At 67.8% G+C, this 18,788-nt stretch carries 17 protein-coding genes and 1 pseudogene; 8 read left to right on the forward strand and 10 right to left on the reverse strand.

Annotated elements, in window-relative coordinates:
- Window positions 1–698, reverse strand: a 698-nt coding sequence (locus ACWDNU_RS09350; protein ID WP_449668426.1) for an HpcH/HpaI aldolase family protein, incomplete at its 3' end; no start/stop codon positions are given.
- 1 nt (window position 699) lies between these two features.
- Entirely contained in the window at window positions 700–1,272 is a 573-nt protein-coding gene (locus ACWDNU_RS09355) for an SRPBCC family protein (RefSeq protein WP_449668427.1), read from the reverse strand.
- A 400-nt stretch (window positions 1,273–1,672) separates the two neighbouring features.
- On the opposite strand from ACWDNU_RS09355, the gene ACWDNU_RS09360 reads away from it, so the two are divergent.
- From ACWDNU_RS09360 to ACWDNU_RS09380, 5 genes are read left to right on the forward strand one after another with little or no spacing between them, the layout of a single operon-like run.
- Window positions 1,673–2,563 (forward strand): hypothetical protein, encoded by an 891-nt coding sequence (locus ACWDNU_RS09360; RefSeq protein WP_449668428.1) that lies wholly within the window; start codon window positions 1,673–1,675, stop codon window positions 2,561–2,563.
- Window positions 2,564–2,582: 19 nt separating this feature from the next.
- A complete protein-coding gene (locus ACWDNU_RS09365) occupies window positions 2,583–3,446 on the forward strand; it encodes an amidohydrolase family protein (protein WP_449668429.1) in 864 nt (287 codons plus the stop codon).
- 5 nt (window positions 3,447–3,451) lie between these two features.
- Window positions 3,452–4,516, forward strand: coding sequence for an ABC transporter substrate-binding protein (locus tag ACWDNU_RS09370; RefSeq protein ID WP_449668430.1), 1,065 nt, complete (start codon window positions 3,452–3,454; stop codon window positions 4,514–4,516).
- Window positions 4,517–4,538: 22 nt separating this feature from the next.
- A complete protein-coding gene (locus ACWDNU_RS09375) occupies window positions 4,539–6,293 on the forward strand; it encodes an ABC transporter permease (protein ID WP_449668431.1) in 1,755 nt (584 codons plus the stop codon).
- 12 nt (window positions 6,294–6,305) lie between these two features.
- Window positions 6,306–7,436: an ABC transporter ATP-binding protein gene (locus ACWDNU_RS09380; RefSeq protein ID WP_449668535.1), complete on the forward strand. Its 1,131-nt coding sequence runs from the start codon at window positions 6,306–6,308 to the stop codon at window positions 7,434–7,436.
- Window position 7,437: 1 nt separating this feature from the next.
- On the opposite strand, the gene ACWDNU_RS09385 is transcribed toward ACWDNU_RS09380, so the two are convergent.
- The gene (locus ACWDNU_RS09385) at window positions 7,438–8,133 is read right to left on the reverse strand and encodes a GntR family transcriptional regulator (RefSeq protein ID WP_449668432.1); all 696 of its coding nucleotides are present in this window, start codon (window positions 8,131–8,133) and stop codon (window positions 7,438–7,440) included.
- 253 nt (window positions 8,134–8,386) lie between these two features.
- Between ACWDNU_RS09385 and ACWDNU_RS09390 the strand changes: the two genes are divergently transcribed.
- The 3 genes from ACWDNU_RS09390 to ACWDNU_RS09400 all read left to right on the forward strand — a co-directional run bounded on the left by ACWDNU_RS09390 (window position 8,387) and on the right by ACWDNU_RS09400 (window position 10,971).
- Window positions 8,387–9,568, forward strand: a complete 1,182-nt coding sequence (locus ACWDNU_RS09390; protein ID WP_449668433.1) for a histidine kinase — start codon at window positions 8,387–8,389, stop codon at window positions 9,566–9,568.
- Window positions 9,565–10,323 carry a LytR/AlgR family response regulator transcription factor gene (locus ACWDNU_RS09395; RefSeq protein ID WP_449668434.1) on the forward strand — a complete coding sequence of 253 codons (759 nt, stop codon included), beginning with the start codon at window positions 9,565–9,567 and terminating at the stop codon, window positions 10,321–10,323. Before ACWDNU_RS09390 ends, ACWDNU_RS09395 begins: the two co-directional genes overlap by 4 nt.
- 498 nt (window positions 10,324–10,821) lie before the next feature.
- Window positions 10,822–10,971 (forward strand): hypothetical protein, encoded by a 150-nt coding sequence (locus tag ACWDNU_RS09400; RefSeq protein ID WP_449668435.1) that lies wholly within the window; start codon window positions 10,822–10,824, stop codon window positions 10,969–10,971.
- 58 nt (window positions 10,972–11,029) lie between these two features.
- Here the strand turns inward: ACWDNU_RS09400 and ACWDNU_RS09405 are convergent, their stop codons facing one another.
- From ACWDNU_RS09405 to ACWDNU_RS09435, 7 genes and pseudogenes are all read right to left on the reverse strand, one after another.
- Window positions 11,030–11,518, reverse strand: coding sequence for a hypothetical protein (locus ACWDNU_RS09405; protein ID WP_449668436.1), 489 nt, complete (start codon window positions 11,516–11,518; stop codon window positions 11,030–11,032).
- A 499-nt stretch (window positions 11,519–12,017) separates the two neighbouring features.
- Window positions 12,018–12,770: an ESX secretion-associated protein EspG gene (locus ACWDNU_RS09410; RefSeq protein WP_449668437.1), complete on the reverse strand. Its 753-nt coding sequence runs from the start codon at window positions 12,768–12,770 to the stop codon at window positions 12,018–12,020.
- Between the two features lie 9 nt (window positions 12,771–12,779).
- Window positions 12,780–14,159 carry a hypothetical protein gene (locus ACWDNU_RS09415; protein ID WP_449668438.1) on the reverse strand — a complete coding sequence of 460 codons (1,380 nt, stop codon included), beginning with the start codon at window positions 14,157–14,159 and terminating at the stop codon, window positions 12,780–12,782.
- A complete protein-coding gene (locus ACWDNU_RS09420; protein WP_449668439.1) occupies window positions 14,159–14,797 on the reverse strand; it encodes a DUF3558 domain-containing protein in 639 nt (212 codons plus the stop codon). Before ACWDNU_RS09420 ends, ACWDNU_RS09415 begins: the two co-directional genes overlap by 1 nt.
- Window positions 14,797–15,255 carry a hypothetical protein gene (locus tag ACWDNU_RS09425; RefSeq protein WP_449668440.1) on the reverse strand — a complete coding sequence of 153 codons (459 nt, stop codon included), beginning with the start codon at window positions 15,253–15,255 and terminating at the stop codon, window positions 14,797–14,799. Before ACWDNU_RS09425 ends, ACWDNU_RS09420 begins: the two co-directional genes overlap by 1 nt.
- A gap of 689 nt (window positions 15,256–15,944) precedes the next feature.
- Window positions 15,945–17,684 (reverse strand): DUF4209 domain-containing protein, encoded by a 1,740-nt coding sequence (locus ACWDNU_RS09430; protein ID WP_449668441.1) that lies wholly within the window; start codon window positions 17,682–17,684, stop codon window positions 15,945–15,947.
- 68 nt (window positions 17,685–17,752) lie between these two features.
- Window positions 17,753–17,968, reverse strand: a pseudogene (locus ACWDNU_RS09435) (ribosomal protein bL12); the annotation flags it as partial.
- Window positions 17,969–18,788: the final 820 nt, after the last annotated feature.

Here is an 18,788-nt window from a genome sequence, read left to right on the forward strand (position 1 = left end):
TCGTGCTCCCGGCAGATCGCGACGATCCGCTGCCGGGCCTCGACCATCAGCGGGTGCTCCAGCTGCCGCGGCACGCCGAGTTCCTGGCTGAGGTCGCCCTCGCCGATGAGCACGAGCCCGATCCCGGGCACCTCGCCGAGAATCGCGGGCAGGTTCTCGATGCCGAGCTGGTCCTCGATCTGGATCACGACGAGGATCTCGCCGTCCGGGTCGAGCGGCCAGACGCCGGCCTTCGCGTAGTAGTCCTGCGTGGACAGTCCCCAGTAGCGCGCGGCGGCGGCCGGCGCGTCGCCGCGCAAACCCGCCGGTTCGAAGCGTTCGGTTCCGGGCAGGCTCGGGTAGCGGCAGGCCGCCACCGCGTTGCGGGCTTCCTCGACGCGGGAGACATGCGGCCAGACGATGCCGTACGCGCCCAGGTCGAGCGCCTGTTTCGCGTGCCACTGGCCCTGTTCCGCGCCGTTGACCGGCACCCGGACGAACGGGGTCGGTGACGGGGCGAGGGTGCCGGACTCGAAGATGCGCCGCCGGTCGAGTAGGTACTGCAGGCTGTCGCGCAGGTTCACGGCGTCCCACGGTTTGTGCTCGGCCTCGAAGACCAGTCCGTCGTAGGCCGAGCCGGCGAAGTCGAGCGCCGCCGACGGCTCCGGCGGGGCGAACGCCGCGAAGGCGGGTTTCCCCGACTCCAGGGCTCCGATCACGCTATTCAGCCTGGCCACTGCGCACCTCGCTCCGCTCGTTCTGTCGCTTGTGGACAATCCGCTGCCACCAATCCCGCAGCCGGGCCCACAGCGAGGGACGGGCGGGCGGTTCGGTCGCGGTCCCGCCCGTGCACTTGCGCACCAGCTCGGCGGAAAAGTCTTTGGTCATCCGGGAAACCACCGCGCCGGCCCCTGCCTCGATGAGCGACGCCAGCTTCCCCGCGAGGCTCACCTGGCCGGTCACGCGGACGCGCGAACCGCCCGCGGCCGGATCCGGGACGACCCGGAAGGTCGCGTTCGCGGAGAAGCGGGTGGCCCCCTGCCCGTCACGGCCTTTCGCGGTCAGCCGTCCCTCCCGCTCGGGTTCGTCCAGGTCCAGCGCGACGCGGGCACCGAACCGCACGCGCACCGCGCCGAACTTGACGACCAGCGTCCCGTCGAACGATCCGTCCTCGTGCGAGGCGCCGAGTTCGGCTCCGTTGATGCACGACACCACCGCTTCGGGGTCGGACACGACCGCCCACACCCGCTCCGGCGGTGCGGGAACGGGGATCTCCTCGTCGATCTCGATCACAGCTCTGCCCTCGCTCGGCGGCTCCGTCCCGCACGGGAGGCGGCCACCAGATTGTTTAACAACTTTGCGGCGGACCGTAGCAGGCGGTCGCGACAGACTGCAAGAAGTCATTGTTGTACAAGGATCTTGCTCAGCAATCTGGAAAGCTCTGGATAATCTTGTAGGACAAGAGTCGAAACCGAGCCTTCCGCAGGTGGAAGGCATGATCGCGGCGAGCCGGGTGGAGTCAGTGCATCACGAGGCAGGCCGGATTGTTAGACGATTTGAGTCCGGAGAGGTTGAAACACCGAGGTTCGGCGCGTACGGTCGCTGACACTGTTCGACATTTCGGGTGTCCGCCCGGTCGCTGCGCCCGCCGCCGGCACCCTTCCGCTCCAGCGCGCCAAAGGAGTCGTCCCCCATGTCCAGGACCTTGTCCGTCGCGGTGAAGGCCTACCCGCACACGGAGTTCCTCGCCTCCGGATTCGCCGCCGGCGGCCGTCCCGTCGAGGTCTCGCACGTCAATCCGATCTACCGGGCGTTCGCGCCGATGGTGCGGGAACTCCGTTACGACGTCAGCGAACTCGCCCTCGCCACGTTCCTGCAGGCGCGCGAAGCGGGCGTGCCGATCGCTCTGCTTCCCGTCGTGCTCAGCGGCGACTTCCACCACCACTCGCTGACCCGCTGGCCCGGCTCGGCCGAATTCGCCCCCGCCGACCTGGCCGGGAAGCGGGTCGGGGTCCGCGCCTACAGCCAGACGACCGGCCTGTGGGTGCGCGGCATCCTGCACGAGGAGTACGGCGTCGACGCCAAGGACGTCACCTGGGTGACCACCGAGGGCCCGCACGTCGCCGAGTACGCCGAGCCGGCGAACGTCGAGCGGACCGAAGGAAAGGTGCTCGACGTCCTGCGCCGCGGCGAGGTCTCCGCCGCCGTCCTCGGCCCGCCCGCGCTCGACGGCGCGGAAGGCCCGCTGGTGCCGGTCATTCCGGACTGGCGCGCGGCCGAAGAAGCCTGGGGCGCCCGGCATGGGACGGTGCCGATCAACCACCTGCTCACCGTCCGCCGAGATCTGCTCGAAGCCGAGCCCGGCACCGTCGCCGAACTCTACGAGGCGTTCGGCGCCCGGATCGCGGAGCGCAAGGTCGCGGACCCCGATCCCGGCCCGCGCGTGCGGGCGTTGCGTTTCGGCGTCACCGACGAACTCGTCGCCGGGCTGCAGGTCGCGATCGACTACGCGCTGCAGCAGAACGTCATCCGCACCCCGGTGACGGTCGCCGAACTCCTCGACGACTTCTCCCGCCTCGCTTGAGCCGACCGAAAGCAGAGCCATGTTCCGCGTCGACACGCATACGCACATCATTTCTCCGGACCCCGCCGCGTACCCCGCCGCGCCGCTCGGCGGGCACCGCTCCGACTGGTCCCGCGAACGCCCGGCCGACATCGACGGCCTGCTGCGCGAGGCGGACGCCGCCGGGGTGGAGCACCTCGTGGTCGTGCAGGCCTCGACGGTCTACGGCTTCGACAACAGCTACGTCGCCGACCAGTTGGCCCAGCACCCCGACCGGCTCAGCGGCGTCTGCTCGGTCGACTTCCTCTCGCCCAAGGCTGTCGACGACCTCTCGCACTGGATCGACGAACGCGGTTTCTCCGGCGTCCGCATCCGGGCCGCCGACGGGACGACAGCCGTGCCGACCCCCGGCCGCGGCCTCGACGACGAGCGGATGACGCCGGTGTGGCAGTTCCTCTCCGACCGCCGCGTCCCGGTCTGCGTCCAGATGCACGCCAAGCACACCCCGATCCTGGCCGGACTGCTCGACCAGTACCCGGGCCTGACCGTCGTGCTCGACCACGCTGCCCGCCCCGACCTCGGCGACGCGACACCGCCGTATCCGGCGCTCGCGCGGCTGCGCGACAGCGGACGGGTCTTCGTGAAGCTCACTCCGCCCGCCGTCCTGCGCGCCCAGCGCGAGGCCGGGTCCGCCGCGCCGGTCATCCGCGCGCTCGTGGAGGAATTCGGTGCCGACCACGTCCTGTGGGGGTCGAATTTTCCTGCCTCGGCGGGCTCGCTCGGCGAGCTGGCGGACCTCGTGCTGGCGCAGCTTCCAGCGCTCGACGACGCACAGCAAGCCCTGGTCACGGGCGGTACCGCCGCCCGGTTGTACGGCGTGACGGCCGCGGCGGGGGGAGAGTGAGAACCGTGCGTACCCGTCGGAAACCCGTGCTGGCCGCCTTGGCGGCCGTGCTCACGCTGCTCGGCGCGGCGTGCAGCAAACCGCCGCCCGCGCCGGACGCGCACAACCTCGCCGACCTTTACCAGGCGGCGAAGAAAGAGGGCCAGGTCATCTGGTTCGCGCCGAAACCGGAAGCCCAGATGCGGCCCGCGATCAAGGCGTTCGAGAAAAAGTATCCCGGCATCACGGTCAAATACACCAACAAGAAAGCCCCCGACCTCGTCACCCAGCTCAACGTCGAACAGGCCGCGCGACGCGTCAGCTTCGACGTGTCCAACGCGGGCGGGCTCACTGTGCTGCCCTCGGTGGACATGGCCGCGAAGGTCGACTGGGCGCAGTACCGCGTGCCGGGGAACCAGATCTTCGACGGGAACTTCGTCTACGTGTGGGCCGTGCCGAAGGTCTGGGCGTACAACACGACCGCGGTGCCAGCCGCCGCCGCCCCGCACAGCTGGAATGACGTGCTTGACCCGAGGTGGGGCGGCGGCAAGCTGACGATCGAGTCGCGCGGTTCGTTCATGACAGTGTGGGCGCAGGACAAGGCGCTCGGCACCGGTCCCGGGCTGGCGTTCTCCGCGAAGCTGGCCAAGCAGAGCCCGCACTACACCGACAACACGACGCAGGCGCACACGAACATCGTGTCCGGGCAGACCCCGCTCGGCACCGATCTGATCAACCTCGTGCTGGCCGACAAGGCCAAGGGCGCACCGGTCGCGGTCGCCCCGATCGGGCCGACCAACGCCAACAAGGCCTACCTGTTCGTGCCCGAGGGTTCGCCGCACCCGGCGGCCGGACGGCTGCTCACGGCTTTCCTCGCCTCCGCCGAAGGGCAGAAGGCGCTCGCCGGCAGCTACAACTCGATCATCCCGACCGAAACCGACTGCTCGAAGACGGCCACCGCCAACCGCGTCGTCCGCGCGCTCTGCGCCGCCGGGGTCCAGTGGCGCAGCGAGACCGATGTCCAGCAGTACCAGCGGTTCGCCGATTTCTTCCCCCAGGTCGAGAAGGCCCTGGGCACCGACGTGCACTGAAATCCCCTTGGAGACTCCGACGATGCAGTCCGCCACCAGGGCCGCCCCCGCCGCACCCCCGCGCCCGCCAGCCGATCCCGTCCGCCCGCGCCGCCGCGGCCGCGTCCGCACCTGCGTCAACATCGCCGTCGGCGTGTTCCTCGCCTACCTCGTGGTGTTCCCGCTCGGCATGCTGGTCTACAGCAGCCTCAAGAGCAGCGAACTGAAGCTGCCCTTCGACATCCCCGGGTTCACGTTCGACAACTTCGTCAAGATCTTCTCCTCGCCGCGCGTGCTCGAAGTCGCCCTCAACTCGGCGATCTTCGTGGTCGGCACCGTCGCGGTGGCGCTCGCGATCAGTGTCAGCCTGGCCTATCTCTTCGAACGCACCGACATGCCGGGCCGCCGCGTCCTGGCACCGAGCGCGCTGGCGCCGATGGGCGTGCCCGCCACCGTGCTGGCGGTGGCGTGGGTGCTCGCGGCCAACCCCGCCAACGGCCCGCTCGCGCTGCTCGTCGAGCGCGTGTTCGGGCTCTCGGTCGACATCTACTCGCTGCCCGGCATGATCCTGGTGGCCGGGATCTTCGGCGTCCCCAGCATGTACCTGATGCTCGCGCCGACCTTCGCCCGCCTCAACCTCGAATTCGAGGAGGCCGCGGCGACTTCGGGAGCCGGCTGGCTGACCCGCACCCGCAAGATCGTTCTCCCGCTCACGCTGCCGGGGATGAGCGCGGCCGCGATGCTCCTGGCGGTCATCGCGCTCGAAGAGTTCGCGATCCCGTCGATTCTCGGCACGCCGCACCAGATCTTCGTGTTCAGCAGTCTCGTGCAGTCGGCGCTGCAACCGCCGTCGGGCATGTCGGATTACGGGCTGGCGAGCGCCTACGGCATCCTGCTGGTGCTGCTGTCCCTGGTGATGATCGCGCTCTACCGGCGCCAGACGCGGGAATCGCACCGCTTCAAGGTGGTCACCGGCAAGGGATACCGGTCAGCTCCGGTGCGGCTGGGCCGCTGGCGCTACCCGGCGGCCGCGATCGTGGCGCTCTACGTGCTCGTCGCGATCGTCGTCCCGATCCTCACTCTCGTGTGGACGAGCCTCACGCCGTTCCTGCAGCCGATCAGCCTGCACAGTCTCGGCAGTCTCGGCTTCGCGAACTACGGAACGATCTTCACCGACCCGAACCTGACCCACGCCGTGGTCAACACTCTGGTCATCAGCCTCGTCACGGCGACGCTCACCGCCGCCTTCGGCCTGTGGCTGGCGTTGGCGTCGTCGCGGGGCGGTCGCGCCGGAAGGGCGCTGTTCGACCTGTCGTTCCTCGTGTTCGCGGTGCCGAGCGTCGTGCTCGGCGTCGCGGTGCTGTTCCTCTACCTGTTCCTGCCGATCCCGGTCTACGGCACGATCTGGATCATCGTCATCGCGCTCACCACGCGCTACATCCCGCGCGCGTCGCGGATGCTGCAGACCTCCCTGCTGCAACTCGACGGCGGGCTCGAAGAGGTGGGCCGGGTTTCCGGCGCACGCCACGGCACCGTGCTGCGCCGGGTGGTGCTCCCGCTCGTCGCGCCGTCGGTGACGCGCACCTGGCTCTGGGTTTTCGCGAACGCGCTGGGAGAACTCCCGATCGCGCTGCTGCTGTCCAATTCGGACAACCGCACTGTCGTCGTGCTGCTGTGGGACATGATCGGCGAGAGCGCGAACTACCCCGAGGCCAGCGCGCTGGCCGTGCTCCTGCTCGCCGTTTCCGCCGGTTCCGTGTGGTGGGTCAACCGCCGCGGCTTCCAACAACACATCTGAGGTGTCGTGACCATGCAGAACACCGAGCACGCCGTGGCGATCTCCGGCCTCGAAAAGCGGTTCGCCCGGAAGCAGTCCGACGAGGTGAGCCTCGCCGTCGACAACGTCGGTTTCACCGTGCCCCGCGGCGGCTTCTTCACGATGCTCGGCCCGAGCGGCTGCGGCAAGACCACCACCCTGCGCTGCCTCGCCGGCCTGGAAAGCGCCGACCGCGGCGAAATCTCCATGAACGGCAAGGCCGTCTTCTCCTCGGCGGCCCGCTGCGACGTCGCGCCCGAGGACCGTCCGATCGCGATGGTGCCGCAGTCGTACGGGATCTGGCCGCACATGAAGGTATTCGACAACGCGGCTTTCCCGCTCCGCTACGGCCGCAAGACCTGCTCGCGCGGCGAGGCGCGGACCCGCGTGCTGGCGATGCTCGAGCAGGTGGGCCTGTCCGAATACGCGGACCGCTGGTCGACGCAGCTGAGCGGCGGGCAGCAGCAGCGCCTGGCACTGGCGCGCGCCCTGCTGTGCGAACCGGAAGTCCTGCTGCTGGACGAGCCACTGTCCAATCTGGACGCCAAGCTCCGTGCCCAGCTGCGCGCCGAGTTGCGGTCGTTCCAGCAGAAGTTCGGCGTCACGACCATCTACGTCACGCACGACCAGGGCGAAGCACTCGCCATGTCGGACACGATCGTGGTGATGAATCGCGGCCGCGTCGAGCAGATCGGCACGCCCGACGAAATCTACGACTCGCCCGCCTCGCGGTTCGTGGCCGATTTCGTCGGCAGCGCGAACCTCGTCCCCGGAGTCGTCGCCAGCACGCCGCGTGCCGGAGACCGGATGGTGGAAGTGAAAACCGCCCTCGGAGTCCTGCGCTGTGCGCGGTTCGCGACGCCGCCCGCGCAGACCGGGGACGTGCACGTGTGCATCCGCCCCGAGCACGTCCGGATCGTCCCCGCGACCCCGGACACCGGCGAGGCCAACCGATTCCCGGCGCGCGTCACCGCCACCGAATACCTCGGCGACCGGCGCGAAGTGGTCGCCGCCGTAGGAGACGTCGAATTCCGCGCCCACACCGACGCGCACCTGCGGATCCGCCCTGGCGACGACGTCGGCGTGATACTGGATCCCGAGTGGACAGTGGCGCTCTGGTCCTGACCTACTCGCCCGAGAACGTCAGCTGGAGAGCGCGGCGGACCGCGGACAGGTGATGGCGCATCGCCGCGGCCGCCGCCTCCGGGTTGTGCGTGACCACCGCGGCGAGGATCGCTTCGTGCTCGTGGACGACCGTCGCCCGCGGCCGCGAGCGGTCCATGTCGCGGTACTGCCGCAGCACCAGCGGATACAGCAGGCTGTCGACGAACCGGGTGAGCGTCGACTGCCGTGCCGCCTCGCGCACCTGCTCGTGGAATGAACGGTTGAGCGCGGAGTACTCGTCCCGGCCGTCGGATTCCCGGCCCGCCCACATCCGCTCGCAGGTCGCGGTCATCGCGGCGATGTCCTCGTCAGTGGCCCGCTCGGCGGCCTTCGCCGCGAGCGCCGCCTCCAGGATCTCGCGCGTCTCGAGGATCTCGATCGCCTCGTCCTCGGAAAACGACCGCGTCCGCGCACTGCGGTTCGCCTCCGCGGTGACGTAACCCTCCTGCGCGAGCCGGGCCAGCACCGACCGGATAGTGCCCCGCGAAACCTCGAGCCGGCTGGTCAGCTCGGACTCGGTCAACCGCGCGTCGGGCGCGTACTGCCCGGAAAGAATCAGCTCGCGAAGATCACGGTAGGCCCGCGCGGTCCGGGTGGCGCCCGGATCCGCGCCGTCCGCGCGCGGGTCCTGTGCGCTGTCCGCCGTCATGGCAGGCATCCCTCCGTCTCCGTCCGTCCGATCGCAAGATCCTACGACGTGCGGTCTCTGTTCGCGGTCGTGCCCGTTTGGCAGGAGATCGCGGCCGAGACGTTCCGGACGCTCTGGAGGGCGTCGGCAAGGTCTCGGGCTTGTCGGGTTCCAGCGGAAACCTGGCCGGGCTGTCGGCGGTTACCGGATAGCCGCCGCGGTTGCTCATGAAGCATTCTGCGTCGAGGCGCCTCTTCGTTACGCTTGGCCGCAGGGAGGTGCCGTGGTTGTCGCGCTCGCTGTGCTGTCGGCGGTGTCGACCGCTGCCGCGGTCTGGTTCTACCTTCGTGGCCGACGTCGGAATGAGGTATCCCCGGAAGCCGTGTACAAGTTGCTGCACGCAGCACCGATCCTGCAGGAAGGCTTGACGGCGGACGCGGCCGGTCGGGTCGCTCAGCGACTCCACGACGTGCTTGGCTGCGTCGCGGTCGGCCTCGCCGACGCCGACGGGGCATTGCTGAGTTGGGAAGGCGGTGCCGCTCAGCACTATGCCGACCTGGCCTTCGACCTCGATGCCGCATGCCGCACCGGACACCGGCGGTTGGTGGCGCACAGCCAATTGCCGTGTCCGGATGGCCGCTCGTGCGGAATGCGGGCGGCCGTGGTCGTTCCGCTGGTTGTCGACGGGGAGACCGCTGCCGCGCTGATCGTGGTGGTCGACAGCCACAGCCGGCAAGCGATCGTGCACGCGGAGGCGGTCGCACGGATCGTCGGCGTCCAGCTCGAGCTGGCGGGGCTGGAAGAGGCCAAGACAGAACGGGCGAGGGCGGAGACCAGCGCTCTGCGCGCGCAGATGTCCCCGCACTTCGTCTTCAACGCATTGACGGCAATCGCCGAACTCATCCGAAAGGATCCGGACGAGGCGAGAGAGCTGCTGATGGATTTCGCCGACTTCTGCAGGTATTCGTTCCGCGCTCCCGGGACATACACCACGTTGGCGGAGGAATTCCGCAACATCGACCGGTATCTGACCATCGAGAATGCAGTGCGCGGCGGAAAGCTCACGGTGCGGATGAAGGTCGCGCCTGAGGTGCTCGGCGTCGTGGTGCCTTACCTGACCGTTCAGCCGCTGGTCGAGAACGCGATTCGGCACGGGCTTTCCCGGCGGCCGCGGGGCGGCACGGTCACGATTATCGCCGAAGACGCCGGTGCGGAGGCGGTCGTGAGCGTCGAGGACGACGGCGTCGGGATGGACCCTCGGCAACTCCAGGAGGTCACCCGCCATCTCAAAGCCGGCAGCCACGTCGGTCTCGGCAACGTCAATCACCGGATGCGGAGCATATTCGGCGAAAACCACGCCTTGACAGTAGAGACCGCGCCCGGCGCGGGCACGAAGGTCACCCTGCGGGTGCCGAAGTTCAACCTCGGAGCGCGCCCGCGCCTCAACCTGCCGGACGAACCGTGAGCCCGGGCTTGCGGGCGCTCGCGGTGGACGACTCCCCGCTCGCGCTGGAGCGGCTCAGTCGGCTGCTTCGCGAGAACCCTCGCGTTGCCGAGGTCAGCGCGGCCGACGATGCCAGCGAGGCGCTGAAGCTGGTCATGGGCGTGCCTCTCGACGTGGCCTTCATCGACATCCAGATGCCCGGGCTGAGCGGCCTCGACCTCGGCCGGGTCCTGGCGAGGCTGGCCGCGCCCCCTCTGATCGTGTTCGTCACCGGGTACGAGGAACACGCTGCGGACGCCTACGACCTCGGCGCGGTCGACTACATCCGGAAGCCGGTCAGTGCCGATCGGCTGGCCACCGCGGTGAACCGGGTGCTCAAGATGCTGCCGTCGGCCGAGGTGGCGCCGAAACCGGTTCCGGACGCGTTCGCGGCGCTGCCTGTCGAAGCGCGGGGCCGGACTCGTTACGTCAAGCGACGCGAGGTCCTCTTCGTCGAGGCCTGCCGGGACACGGTCAAACTGCACACCTCCTCCGGTGTCCACACCGTGCGGATGCCGCTTTCTCAGCTGGCCGAGTCCTGGGAGGAGGTCGGTTTCGTCCGCACCCACCGCAGCTACCTCGCCGCCGTCGCGGCGATCACCGAACTGCGCAGCGACCCCGTCGGCGGCCTGGTCGCCCACACCGAACTCGGCGACGTCCCGGTCAGCCGACGGCACGCCCGGGCCGTGCGCGAGCGGCTGTTCGAGGCCGCGCGGACGGACGAACCCGAGCACTGATGCCACTCGTGAGCCCGTTCGTACCGCTGGTTGACCGCTCGTCGTCCCGGCCAGGGCAGAAATCGGTCTGAGGTGCGGAGCACGCAGCAGGTTTTCTAGCCTGGTGTTGTTCACCGGCAATCCCGAGCCAGAAAAGAACTCACAATGGTGTACGTCATCCTCGTGGCGATGGTTCTGCTGTCCTTCCTCGCTGCGCTGCACATTTGTGCGAAGTCCCGGCGAACGCTGCGCCTCGCTGTCCTCGGCTTCCGACTCGAGTCCAGCCCCGACAACATTCAGAGAGATAAGGCACAGAAGTCGTAAGGCACCGGTCAATCTTCGATCAGCGCAAGGAAGAACTCTAATACCGCAGGGATTCGCAAAGACGTATTACCGTAGTAAAGGGGGCGTTCGGATCCTCGCCTGTCGCGGTGCTCGGGTTTGCGGACCTCCGCGCCCAGGGTGGAGGCTGGATACGAGACATCGCCTGTACTGCTCCGATCGGGTCGGGGAGAGCGGATGCGGTCTGCCAGACATGCGGAGCGTGCCGTCGCGATTCCCTCGATCATGGCACTGACGCTGGTGGACGCGTTCCGTGCGTATGCGTCGCTTCGCGGCCCAGCTCGTCGTCGAACCGCCGAGCGCCACCTGCGGCAGACCGCGCGGTGAGCCTGCCGAGCGGAATCCTCGGTGTGGCCCGGTGTTGGCCACAGGTGCGATGAGGCGGTTAGTCCGGATAGTGGCCGCCGAGCCGCCGCCAGTGCGCGACCAGGTCCGGTTGCACTGGTGCCGCCAGAACCTCAGCGAGGTCTTGCTCGGCTTCCCGAGCGACTTTTTCCGTAGCTTTTCGCACATCTTCGTCGAGTCGTTCGCCTGACTCGATCGATCCGGGGAGCATTCGCTCGATCATCTGCATGCTGGTGCTTGCTCGAAGCTTTGCTTGAGCGTCGTCGAGCCTGATCTGGCTGCTTCGCAGCTCGTCCGCGCGCCCTAGATCCAGGGTGTGAACGACATCGAGAACGATCCCAGCGCGCGTCGGCACGCCGTGACGGACCGCGATCCGCAGGAGGTCGTTGCTGAAGCCGCGAGCCTCGGCCGGCAGCCATGGCAGATTCTCAAGGTCAGCCTCGGGACGTTCACGGGCCAGATCAAGCGTGCGACCACCGGGGATATCGCACCAGGTCACAGCAGTCGGCGGGCAGATTCGGTAGAGCATGCGAGTGCCTTTCGTGCCTCCGTGAGGAGGCCTTCTGCCAAGTGATGAAGGTTGGGTTCGATGTCCAGTAAATCGAACTAGTCGCCGCAGTCTGTTACAGCGCACGAACGTCGGGGGAGAAGGTGTACGGCGGGAATCGCAAGCGCCATGCCCTCGGACTTCGCCTGCTGGGCTCCGACAAGGTTGCTATAGCGTCAGCTGAGTCTGGTTGCTTTTCTTCCGGGTATCGACGGCGAGCTTGACCAAGTTCCTTGAGCAGCCAGTGCCCGGTCGGCAGCACCGGCTAAGATCGAGAACAAGGTTCGCCGAGGATTGCACTCGGATTCCATTTGCCCGGTGTTGCCGGCCCCATGCTGATCGGCCCGACGGTGACGCCCCCAACGTGCCCGAGCCGGTGCTGAGCGCGGAAGGTACGATCGCGGGTGTCTGCGGCAGGACCGCCGTCCGTCTGGCAGTCGCACCGGCTCGCGTCTACGGAGGCTGCCGTGGATCGACGGCGTCAGGCGAGTCCGTTGAGGGTGAGGTTGAGCGCGTCGACGAGGTTGGTGCGGTTGCCGCTGCATACGGTGGCTTCCAGCCCGCCGTACGGGGTGTCGCTGGTGAAGGCGAGCACGCGGCCTGCGCGGGTGCGGTCGTAGACGGTCAGCGCTGTGCTGTGGATCCGGTCGGCGCCGTGTCCGACCGCGGCGTGGAGCTTGTGCACGGCGGTGCGTTCGCTTCGCAGGAGGTGGCGCATGTTGTCGGCGTGGCCGGACATTTCCGAGAGCGGGTCGACGTCGGTGTCGTCGAGGTAGGTCGTGGGGATTCGCAGGGTTGCTATCCGGGCTGGTGGGTGTTCCGGCAGGGCCTCGACCAGTGCGGTGGCGAGGTTGCGGGGCGGGATCGGGTCGAGCTGGATCGACTGGTGGTCGGTGATCAGCCGGACGGCGTCGCGTCCGGCCGCGGCGACGAAGAACGCGCCGTCGTCGTGCGGGCGGTGGGTGAACGCGGTCCAGGAGTAGCACTCGCGGGCGGGTGCGGCGAGCAGTTCCAGGGTGGCCCGGAATTGCGGGGTCAGCCGGTGGTCCGGTGTGGCGAGTCCGAGGGCGGTGAACCGGTCCATCGCGCGCCGCTCTCGTTCGGCGGCGAATTCGGCGGTCATGTAGGCGTGTTCTGGGGTCACCACGATGGGGAGGCTGGTCAGGCCGGTGTAGTTCCAGGCGGCGAAGAACGCCGGTCGCGGCATCCGGACCGGTCTGTCGATGATCGTCATCGGTGCGGGTCAGCCTCCGATGGTGGGCGGGGTCGGCGGCAGGCCGGTGCGCGGGTCGCGCAGCCGACCGTCTTCGTCGTCGGTGAGGTCGAACGCGGAATCGTCGTCCAGCCCGTACTTGCGCTGGTGTTCCTTGTCTTCCTCGCCTTTCCCGCCCTTGCCGCCGCCGGCCATGCCACCCATCCCGGGCGTTCCCTTGGCGCCGGCCGCGCCTCGGGCCGCGGTCGAGTTCGCGCCGCCGCGGGCCACCGGCTCTTCCGCGGCACCGGAACCCGCGCCCGGTCCGGCGGACCCGCCGGCTCGGCCGCCCGTGCTCCCGCCAGGACTGCCTGGGCCGGTCCCCGGCAATCCGCCGGTGGGCCCGAAGCCACCCGCGGGTCCGAAGCCCGCGGCGAACCCCGGCGGCGGGTTGCCGCCGTTGGCGCCGGTGCCGGTGTTCGGCAGCGTGGGAGGCACCCAGCCTGGGCTGTTCGGGCGCTCGTATGCCGGCGGTGTCCATCCGGCTGTGGTCGTCCCGTCGTCAGGTCCGCCTCCAGCCTGATAGTGCGGCAGCCCCGCCGCGTCTCTGGTCGGTGGCTGGTACTGCACCGGAGCCGGCGGCGGAGCGGGAGTGAACGATTGCGCAGGCCCGCTGGTGCCAGGCGCTGCCACGGGCGGCTGGTGGCCGCCGCTGCGCGGGTGAGGATTGTCCGGGCCTGCCCTATGGTCCACCGGCTCCTTGGGTTGCGAGCTGATGTCGACGTTGCCGTCGCCGAAGTCCTGCAGCTGCCCGTAGTCGATCTTCAAGCCTTGGCCCGCGGACTTCGCGGTGTCCGCGTAGGTGTTGTACTTGTCGAGATTCTGTTGCGCGATCTCGTTGTACTGGTTGATTTTCGCTTCGGTGTCGGTGGTCCGCCAGAACTGTGCCTCGTCCAGGAACGTCCGGTGCGGCGGAGTCTCGGGCATCGGCCGCAGCGACGCCTTCAGCTGGTCGAACCCGTGCGCCAGGCCGCTGGCGTTCTGCGAGTTCGCGGTGAAGGTCTGCGACGCGGCCTGCGACACGTCCGCCAGCGGCTTGATCCGCGCCTGCGCGGCGTCCGCGCCGCCGCCGGTCCAGGACGATTCCATGCCCGACATCAGCTGCTGCACGCGGCCGCTGACCTGCGCGTGCTGCTCGGCCAGTTCCGCGGCCTGGTCGGCACCGCCGTGCCAGTCCGGCGCGCCCTTGCTCGCCATGATCTGCTTGACCAGTTCCGACTGGGGCACGGCCTGCTCGCCGAGGTTGCCCTCGAACAGATCCCCGAACCATCCGCCCACGTCGCCGGCCCGGTCCCCGACCCACTCGACGGCGCCTTCGACGGCGTGCCCGACGGCTTTCGCAGCGTCGCCCAGGACATCGAAGATCGACATCACGAGCCCGCTTTGTGCTTCAGATTCGTCATCACCCGCTGGGCGGCGACGTTCGCCACGTAGCAGGGGTCGACGGTTCCCTTCTTCGCTGCGCTGAGGCCGATGGAGACGTCCACGGTCCGCTGGTCGTTGATCCCGATGGTGACCTGGCAGAACTCGTCGGGGGAGTCGCTGCTCTGCGTCACGTGCGCGACCGACGGGAACCCGAGCACCTCGGATTCCTTCCACACCAACGACTTCGGCTTGGTGTTCGCGTACCACGAGCTGAGCCCGTCGTCGCTTTTGGTGTCGTAGGCGACGTCGACGTAGGAACCCTTGACGCTGTTGATCCACGTGCAACTGGGTCCCAGGCTGGATTTGGTGTCGGGCGAGCCTTGCGGGGCCTGGCCGATGATCTCGTTCAACTGGTCCCCGGTGAGGCCGCCGTCGCAGGGCGAACCGTCCAGGATCGTCGACGGCAGCGGGTTCGCGACCTTCGGCGCGCCGCTGTGCGGCAGGGCAGCCGACGCGGACGTGCTCGCCGACGGGCCTGCGGACGTCGGGAGGCCGGAACCGGAATTGCCGGGCGAACTGCAGCCGGCCGCGACTGCGGCGAGCACGACCAGTCCAGCTGACTGCACGAGCGTGCGCGAAGCCATCAGGCGAGTCCTCCGCCCGAGTTCGCGGCGTTCTGCACCGCTCCCGCCGCTGCGTCATCGCCGCCCTGGGTGATGTGCAGGGCCTTCTCCAGCCGTTCGATCAGCGTCGAGACGTAGTCGCGTTCGCGCTGAATGTGCCCCAAGCCGTGGCCGAACGCGCTGGCACCCGAGCCTGATCCGGAAAGAAGCGCGTTATAGCCCTTGCTGGCAGGGTCCTCGGCAGGCGGGTTCAGATGCGTGAGACGTTCTGCCTTGGGGATCATCTTCGCCAGATCGTCGCGGATGCCGCGCGCCAGGTTCAGCATGCTCATCGCCTCATCATGGCTGAGGCTGAAACCCTGCCCGCTCGAACCCGGACCGCCGCCCGCGGCAGCCCCGCCTCCGCCACCCGGCGGGTCCCCGATGTTGAACATCAGGCCGTCAAGCCAGCTGCCTGCTTTCGACGCAGGTTGACCCACGATGCGCACCCCTCAAGCGACAAGTCACCACCACGGTGGGGCAATCTGCGCAAGACCACCCCGACCGTTACTGTAATCGATCAGTAACGCCAAGGTGCGAAAACCGCCTACTTCATCGCTGACCAGCAGATCGCTGCGGCGGAAAGACAGTCGATGGCGGTGGTCAGATGCAGGTTGGCGGAGCTAAGGGCTTGGACCGGAGAAGCGTTCGACACACGCTCACGGCGCGGATGCCGACTGTTGGCGCGACAGGTGCCCGGCTGTCGTCGAGCACCGGACAGGAGAATCGGGGGTGCAGGCCTGCCGGTGACGGGTCAGTTGAAACGGGCCTAGTCGTCCGGTTTGGCCCGCTCGATCTCTTTCCCCGCGGGGAATTAGGAGAGCACGGGTGGCTCGGGACGAGCCAGCATTCAAGCGCAAGCGTAGACGTGTCCTGGAGAAATCTGTTGCCCGCACGGCAACGGCGAGAGGCTCCACTCATGATCGAACTTCTGTTGCTTCAAGTGAGGTCTCGACCGTCGGTGCTGTGACGTTTCATGGCGATCCATTTGTAGCGAGCGCGTTACCGAGTCGGGAATGCGCTGCGACAGACGCTCGCGGAGGTGGTGTTCCGGTCGTGCCCGGAGGGCATGGAACCGGAGCCCGGTTTGATGTGGGCAAGAACCTGAGCCAACGACGAGTTCGGGTTCCTAGGCCTCGACGACACCCGGCACCGAGCCATCCTTCCGGCGCGGTGTGAGAGTCGCAACGTACATCGCTGCTTGGACCATCATGGCGGCGATCGGGGCAGAAACTTCGTCGACGAATCCGTGTGCCAGTTCGTTCCGCAGGTTCAATCCTGTCGGTCCGGCCAGGAGCGCGGTGAGGTATCTGTTCCAGGATTCGGCGAGGCCGTGCTTGCCGAGTATCGGCAGCAGGGTTCCGAGTCCGACGTACTTGCCGGGCGTGTTTTTCCGTTGGGTCAGGTAGACCGGCTCGTCGACGGTCCTGGCGAGAGACCGCAGCATTGTCTCGATCTTTGGCGCGAGAAGGTAGGCGCAGGGTTCGTAGTCCTGGTGCCAGTATCTGGTCAGGCTGTCCGCCAGTACCCGAGGCAGGTCTGGCGTCAGCGAGGCATGTTCGGCGAAGAACTCCTCGACCTCCTCGCGGATCGGGCGGTGGAGCGTCCCGATCTCCTGCAGCGCTTTGGCGTAGAGCGGCGCGACCACTTGTATCCGGAAGAGTTCCACATCGGTTAGACGCTGTAGTTCCTGATCGTCTTCGCTCTGTGGCTCCCAACGCGGCAATCCGTCTCCGCCGATTTTGGCGTGCGGGAGCATCGAGTACAGCGGGGCCTCTTTCTTGAGGTTCTCCACCTGTATGCGGTTGTCGTCGGTGTGCCCGCTCGGAGGTGCTCCTTGCTCGCCGTTCGCGAAGCGCACGAGGCAGGCGCGCCAGTCGTCACCCTGGGTGAAGTAGCCGACCCACTTCCTGATCTCCTCGTCGGAAACCTCGATGGGCACACTGAAGCTCTGCATCTCCAGGTCTTCGATGCCGATTGCTTGCATAGCTGTTGTGGCTGCGGCGAGCAGGTCGGTCTGCCCGTGGTCTCTGGCGTAGTCGACCGCCTTGGTGAGATGGCCGAGCTTCTGAAGTCCGGACGACGCGTCCGCAGCCGTGGTCCAAATGCCGACGATCTCGCGGTCGAGTACCTGCAGAGCGTCTTTGTCGCCCTTCGCGCGGCGGCGCTGCAACATCGCTGCGTCGACTTCGATGTACGGGTCTCCGGCGTAGCGGGTTCGAGCTGCCTTCAAAAGTTCGTCGACGTCTGCCGGAGGATTCTTTTCCTCAACGAGACGGCCGAGCAGACGCAGTGTCACTCCGGGCTTGCGTTCATTGCTGCCGAGGCATTCGCGGATGTTGGAGATGGTCTGCTTCACCGCATCGTCTGCGAGGCTTTCGAGCTTCATCTGCCGGGCGATGTCCAGTGCGCGGATCACCGCCCGTGCACGGTAGAGCGAGTCCCAGTTTGCGCCGCCTAGCTCGAGGTATGCGGAACAGGCCTGCTCGGCGTGCTTGTGCTTGGGTTGTCGGCCGAGAGTGAAAAGAAGATCGTGCAGGCGCGCACGAACTGAAGCCGTCGTGGCGACTGCTGCGACGCTCGCCCAGAGGTCGGCCACGGTCGGCGGCAGTTGGGCGAGGGGCATCAAGTGCGCGGTGTGGAACACGGGGTTGCTGTTTCCGTCGACGCGATCCTGCAGCCGGTAGTCGAAGGCGACTGCGACGGTGTCGACGTCCGCGGTTTCCCGCTTGTCCGTGAGCGCGGAGGAGATTTCGTACCAGCCGCGCTTAGCGCCCGCGCCCGCGGCGTCCGCGAGGCCGGCGAGTTGCACGATCCTTTTCGAGGATAGATCGAATTCTGGATCTTCCTGCGGCGTATTCGACGTCACGCGGATTCTGCCCCTCGCATACCAGACTGTCGTGGCATTTTTTAGGCCGCGTTTCCGTGTCCGGGTTTCTAGTTACTGTTTACTACGACGATATCCGCGCCAGCACGCTCGAGCGTGACCTTGACATTGTCCGCTTGCTCCCAGTTGACGCGAGTGAGCAGCGGACATGGTGCCGATTCGACGAGCTCTTTTGCTTCCTTGAGCCCCAGTCCGTTCACGCACTCGCGGACGACCTTGATCACCTGGATTTTTCTGTCACCTGGGTCGGCGAGGACGACGTCGAAGCGGCCGGTGCGGTTGATCGGGTTGTGCTGTGCCGGGAGTTCGTCGAGGTCGACGGCGTCGATGAGGGCTGCGAGGTCTGGCTCGTCGGATGTGGACAGGGCTGCGAGCTGCTGACTCGGACCGGTCGTCCTGAGCCGGAGTTCGTCGCTGGCGTCGTTGACGATCGTGGCCGCGTCGGCGATGTCCCATTGGATGCCGTTCAGCGCTTCCCTGGTGAATCGAGCGGCGAGGATCGCTTCGGCGCGCACGTGCCCGTAGGCGTCGGGTGCGGTGGTGCGCAGCGCGATGATGCGCTGGCTGAGCAGTCCGGGTGCGACGGCGAACGCTTCTCTCGCTGTCGTCAGGACGTAGCCGCAGACCATCAGCGTGTAGAGGTCGGCGAGTTCGCGCTTGGTCAGCTTCTTCAACGAGAGGTTCCCCGCCGCCGTCGTTGTGGGACAACGTTCGGGGAGCGCGGAGGGGCTCGGAACCAGGACCGCGATGGACGCTTCGCCGTCCTCGACGCCGATCGGTGCGGCGGCGGCATCGTTGTCCTCGAAGGCTTCGGCGAGCGTGCCCATGACGACGTCCGGATCGTTGTCGAGCAACCGTTGCCACAGCCCGTCGAGTTCGGCCTGCTGCTGGTCGCGGAGCCTGCGATGCTCCTCGCGAAGAGCGGCCAATTCGGCCTGCGCTGCTTGCTCGCCGGCGGCCTTCGCCTGCTTGCGTGCTTGGCGTGCGAATACGCCGATGCCGGACAAGCTGGATTTCCGATGCCGCTCGAAGATCTCGCGCTCGTCCGGGTCGGCTGGCTCCGCGGCGACGGGGCGTCGAGCTTCG

The sequence above is a fragment of the Amycolatopsis sp. NPDC003676 genome (assembly GCF_053587275.1).

Excerpts from the sequence above, each read along its gene's own strand:
- ACWDNU_RS09365 (WP_449668429.1), top strand. The coding sequence starts at position 2,583 with ATGTTCCGCGTCGACACGCATACGCACATCATTTCTCCGGACCCCGCC.
- ACWDNU_RS09360 (WP_449668428.1), top strand. The coding sequence starts at position 1,673 with ATGTCCAGGACCTTGTCCGTCGCGGTGAAGGCCTACCCGCACACGGAG.
- ACWDNU_RS09415 (WP_449668438.1), bottom strand. The coding sequence starts at position 14,159 with ATGTCGATCTTCGATGTCCTGGGCGACGCTGCGAAAGCCGTCGGGCAC.
- ACWDNU_RS09410 (WP_449668437.1), bottom strand. The coding sequence starts at position 12,770 with ATGACGATCATCGACAGACCGGTCCGGATGCCGCGACCGGCGTTCTTC.
- ACWDNU_RS09405 (WP_449668436.1), bottom strand. The coding sequence starts at position 11,518 with ATGCTCTACCGAATCTGCCCGCCGACTGCTGTGACCTGGTGCGATATC.
- ACWDNU_RS09385 (WP_449668432.1), bottom strand. The coding sequence starts at position 8,133 with ATGCCTGCCATGACGGCGGACAGCGCACAGGACCCGCGCGCGGACGGC.
- ACWDNU_RS09375 (WP_449668431.1), top strand. The coding sequence starts at position 4,539 with ATGCAGTCCGCCACCAGGGCCGCCCCCGCCGCACCCCCGCGCCCGCCA.
- ACWDNU_RS09400 (WP_449668435.1), top strand. The coding sequence starts at position 10,822 with ATGCGGTCTGCCAGACATGCGGAGCGTGCCGTCGCGATTCCCTCGATC.
- ACWDNU_RS09380 (WP_449668535.1), top strand. The coding sequence starts at position 6,306 with ATGCAGAACACCGAGCACGCCGTGGCGATCTCCGGCCTCGAAAAGCGG.
- ACWDNU_RS09420 (WP_449668439.1), bottom strand. The coding sequence starts at position 14,797 with ATGGCTTCGCGCACGCTCGTGCAGTCAGCTGGACTGGTCGTGCTCGCC.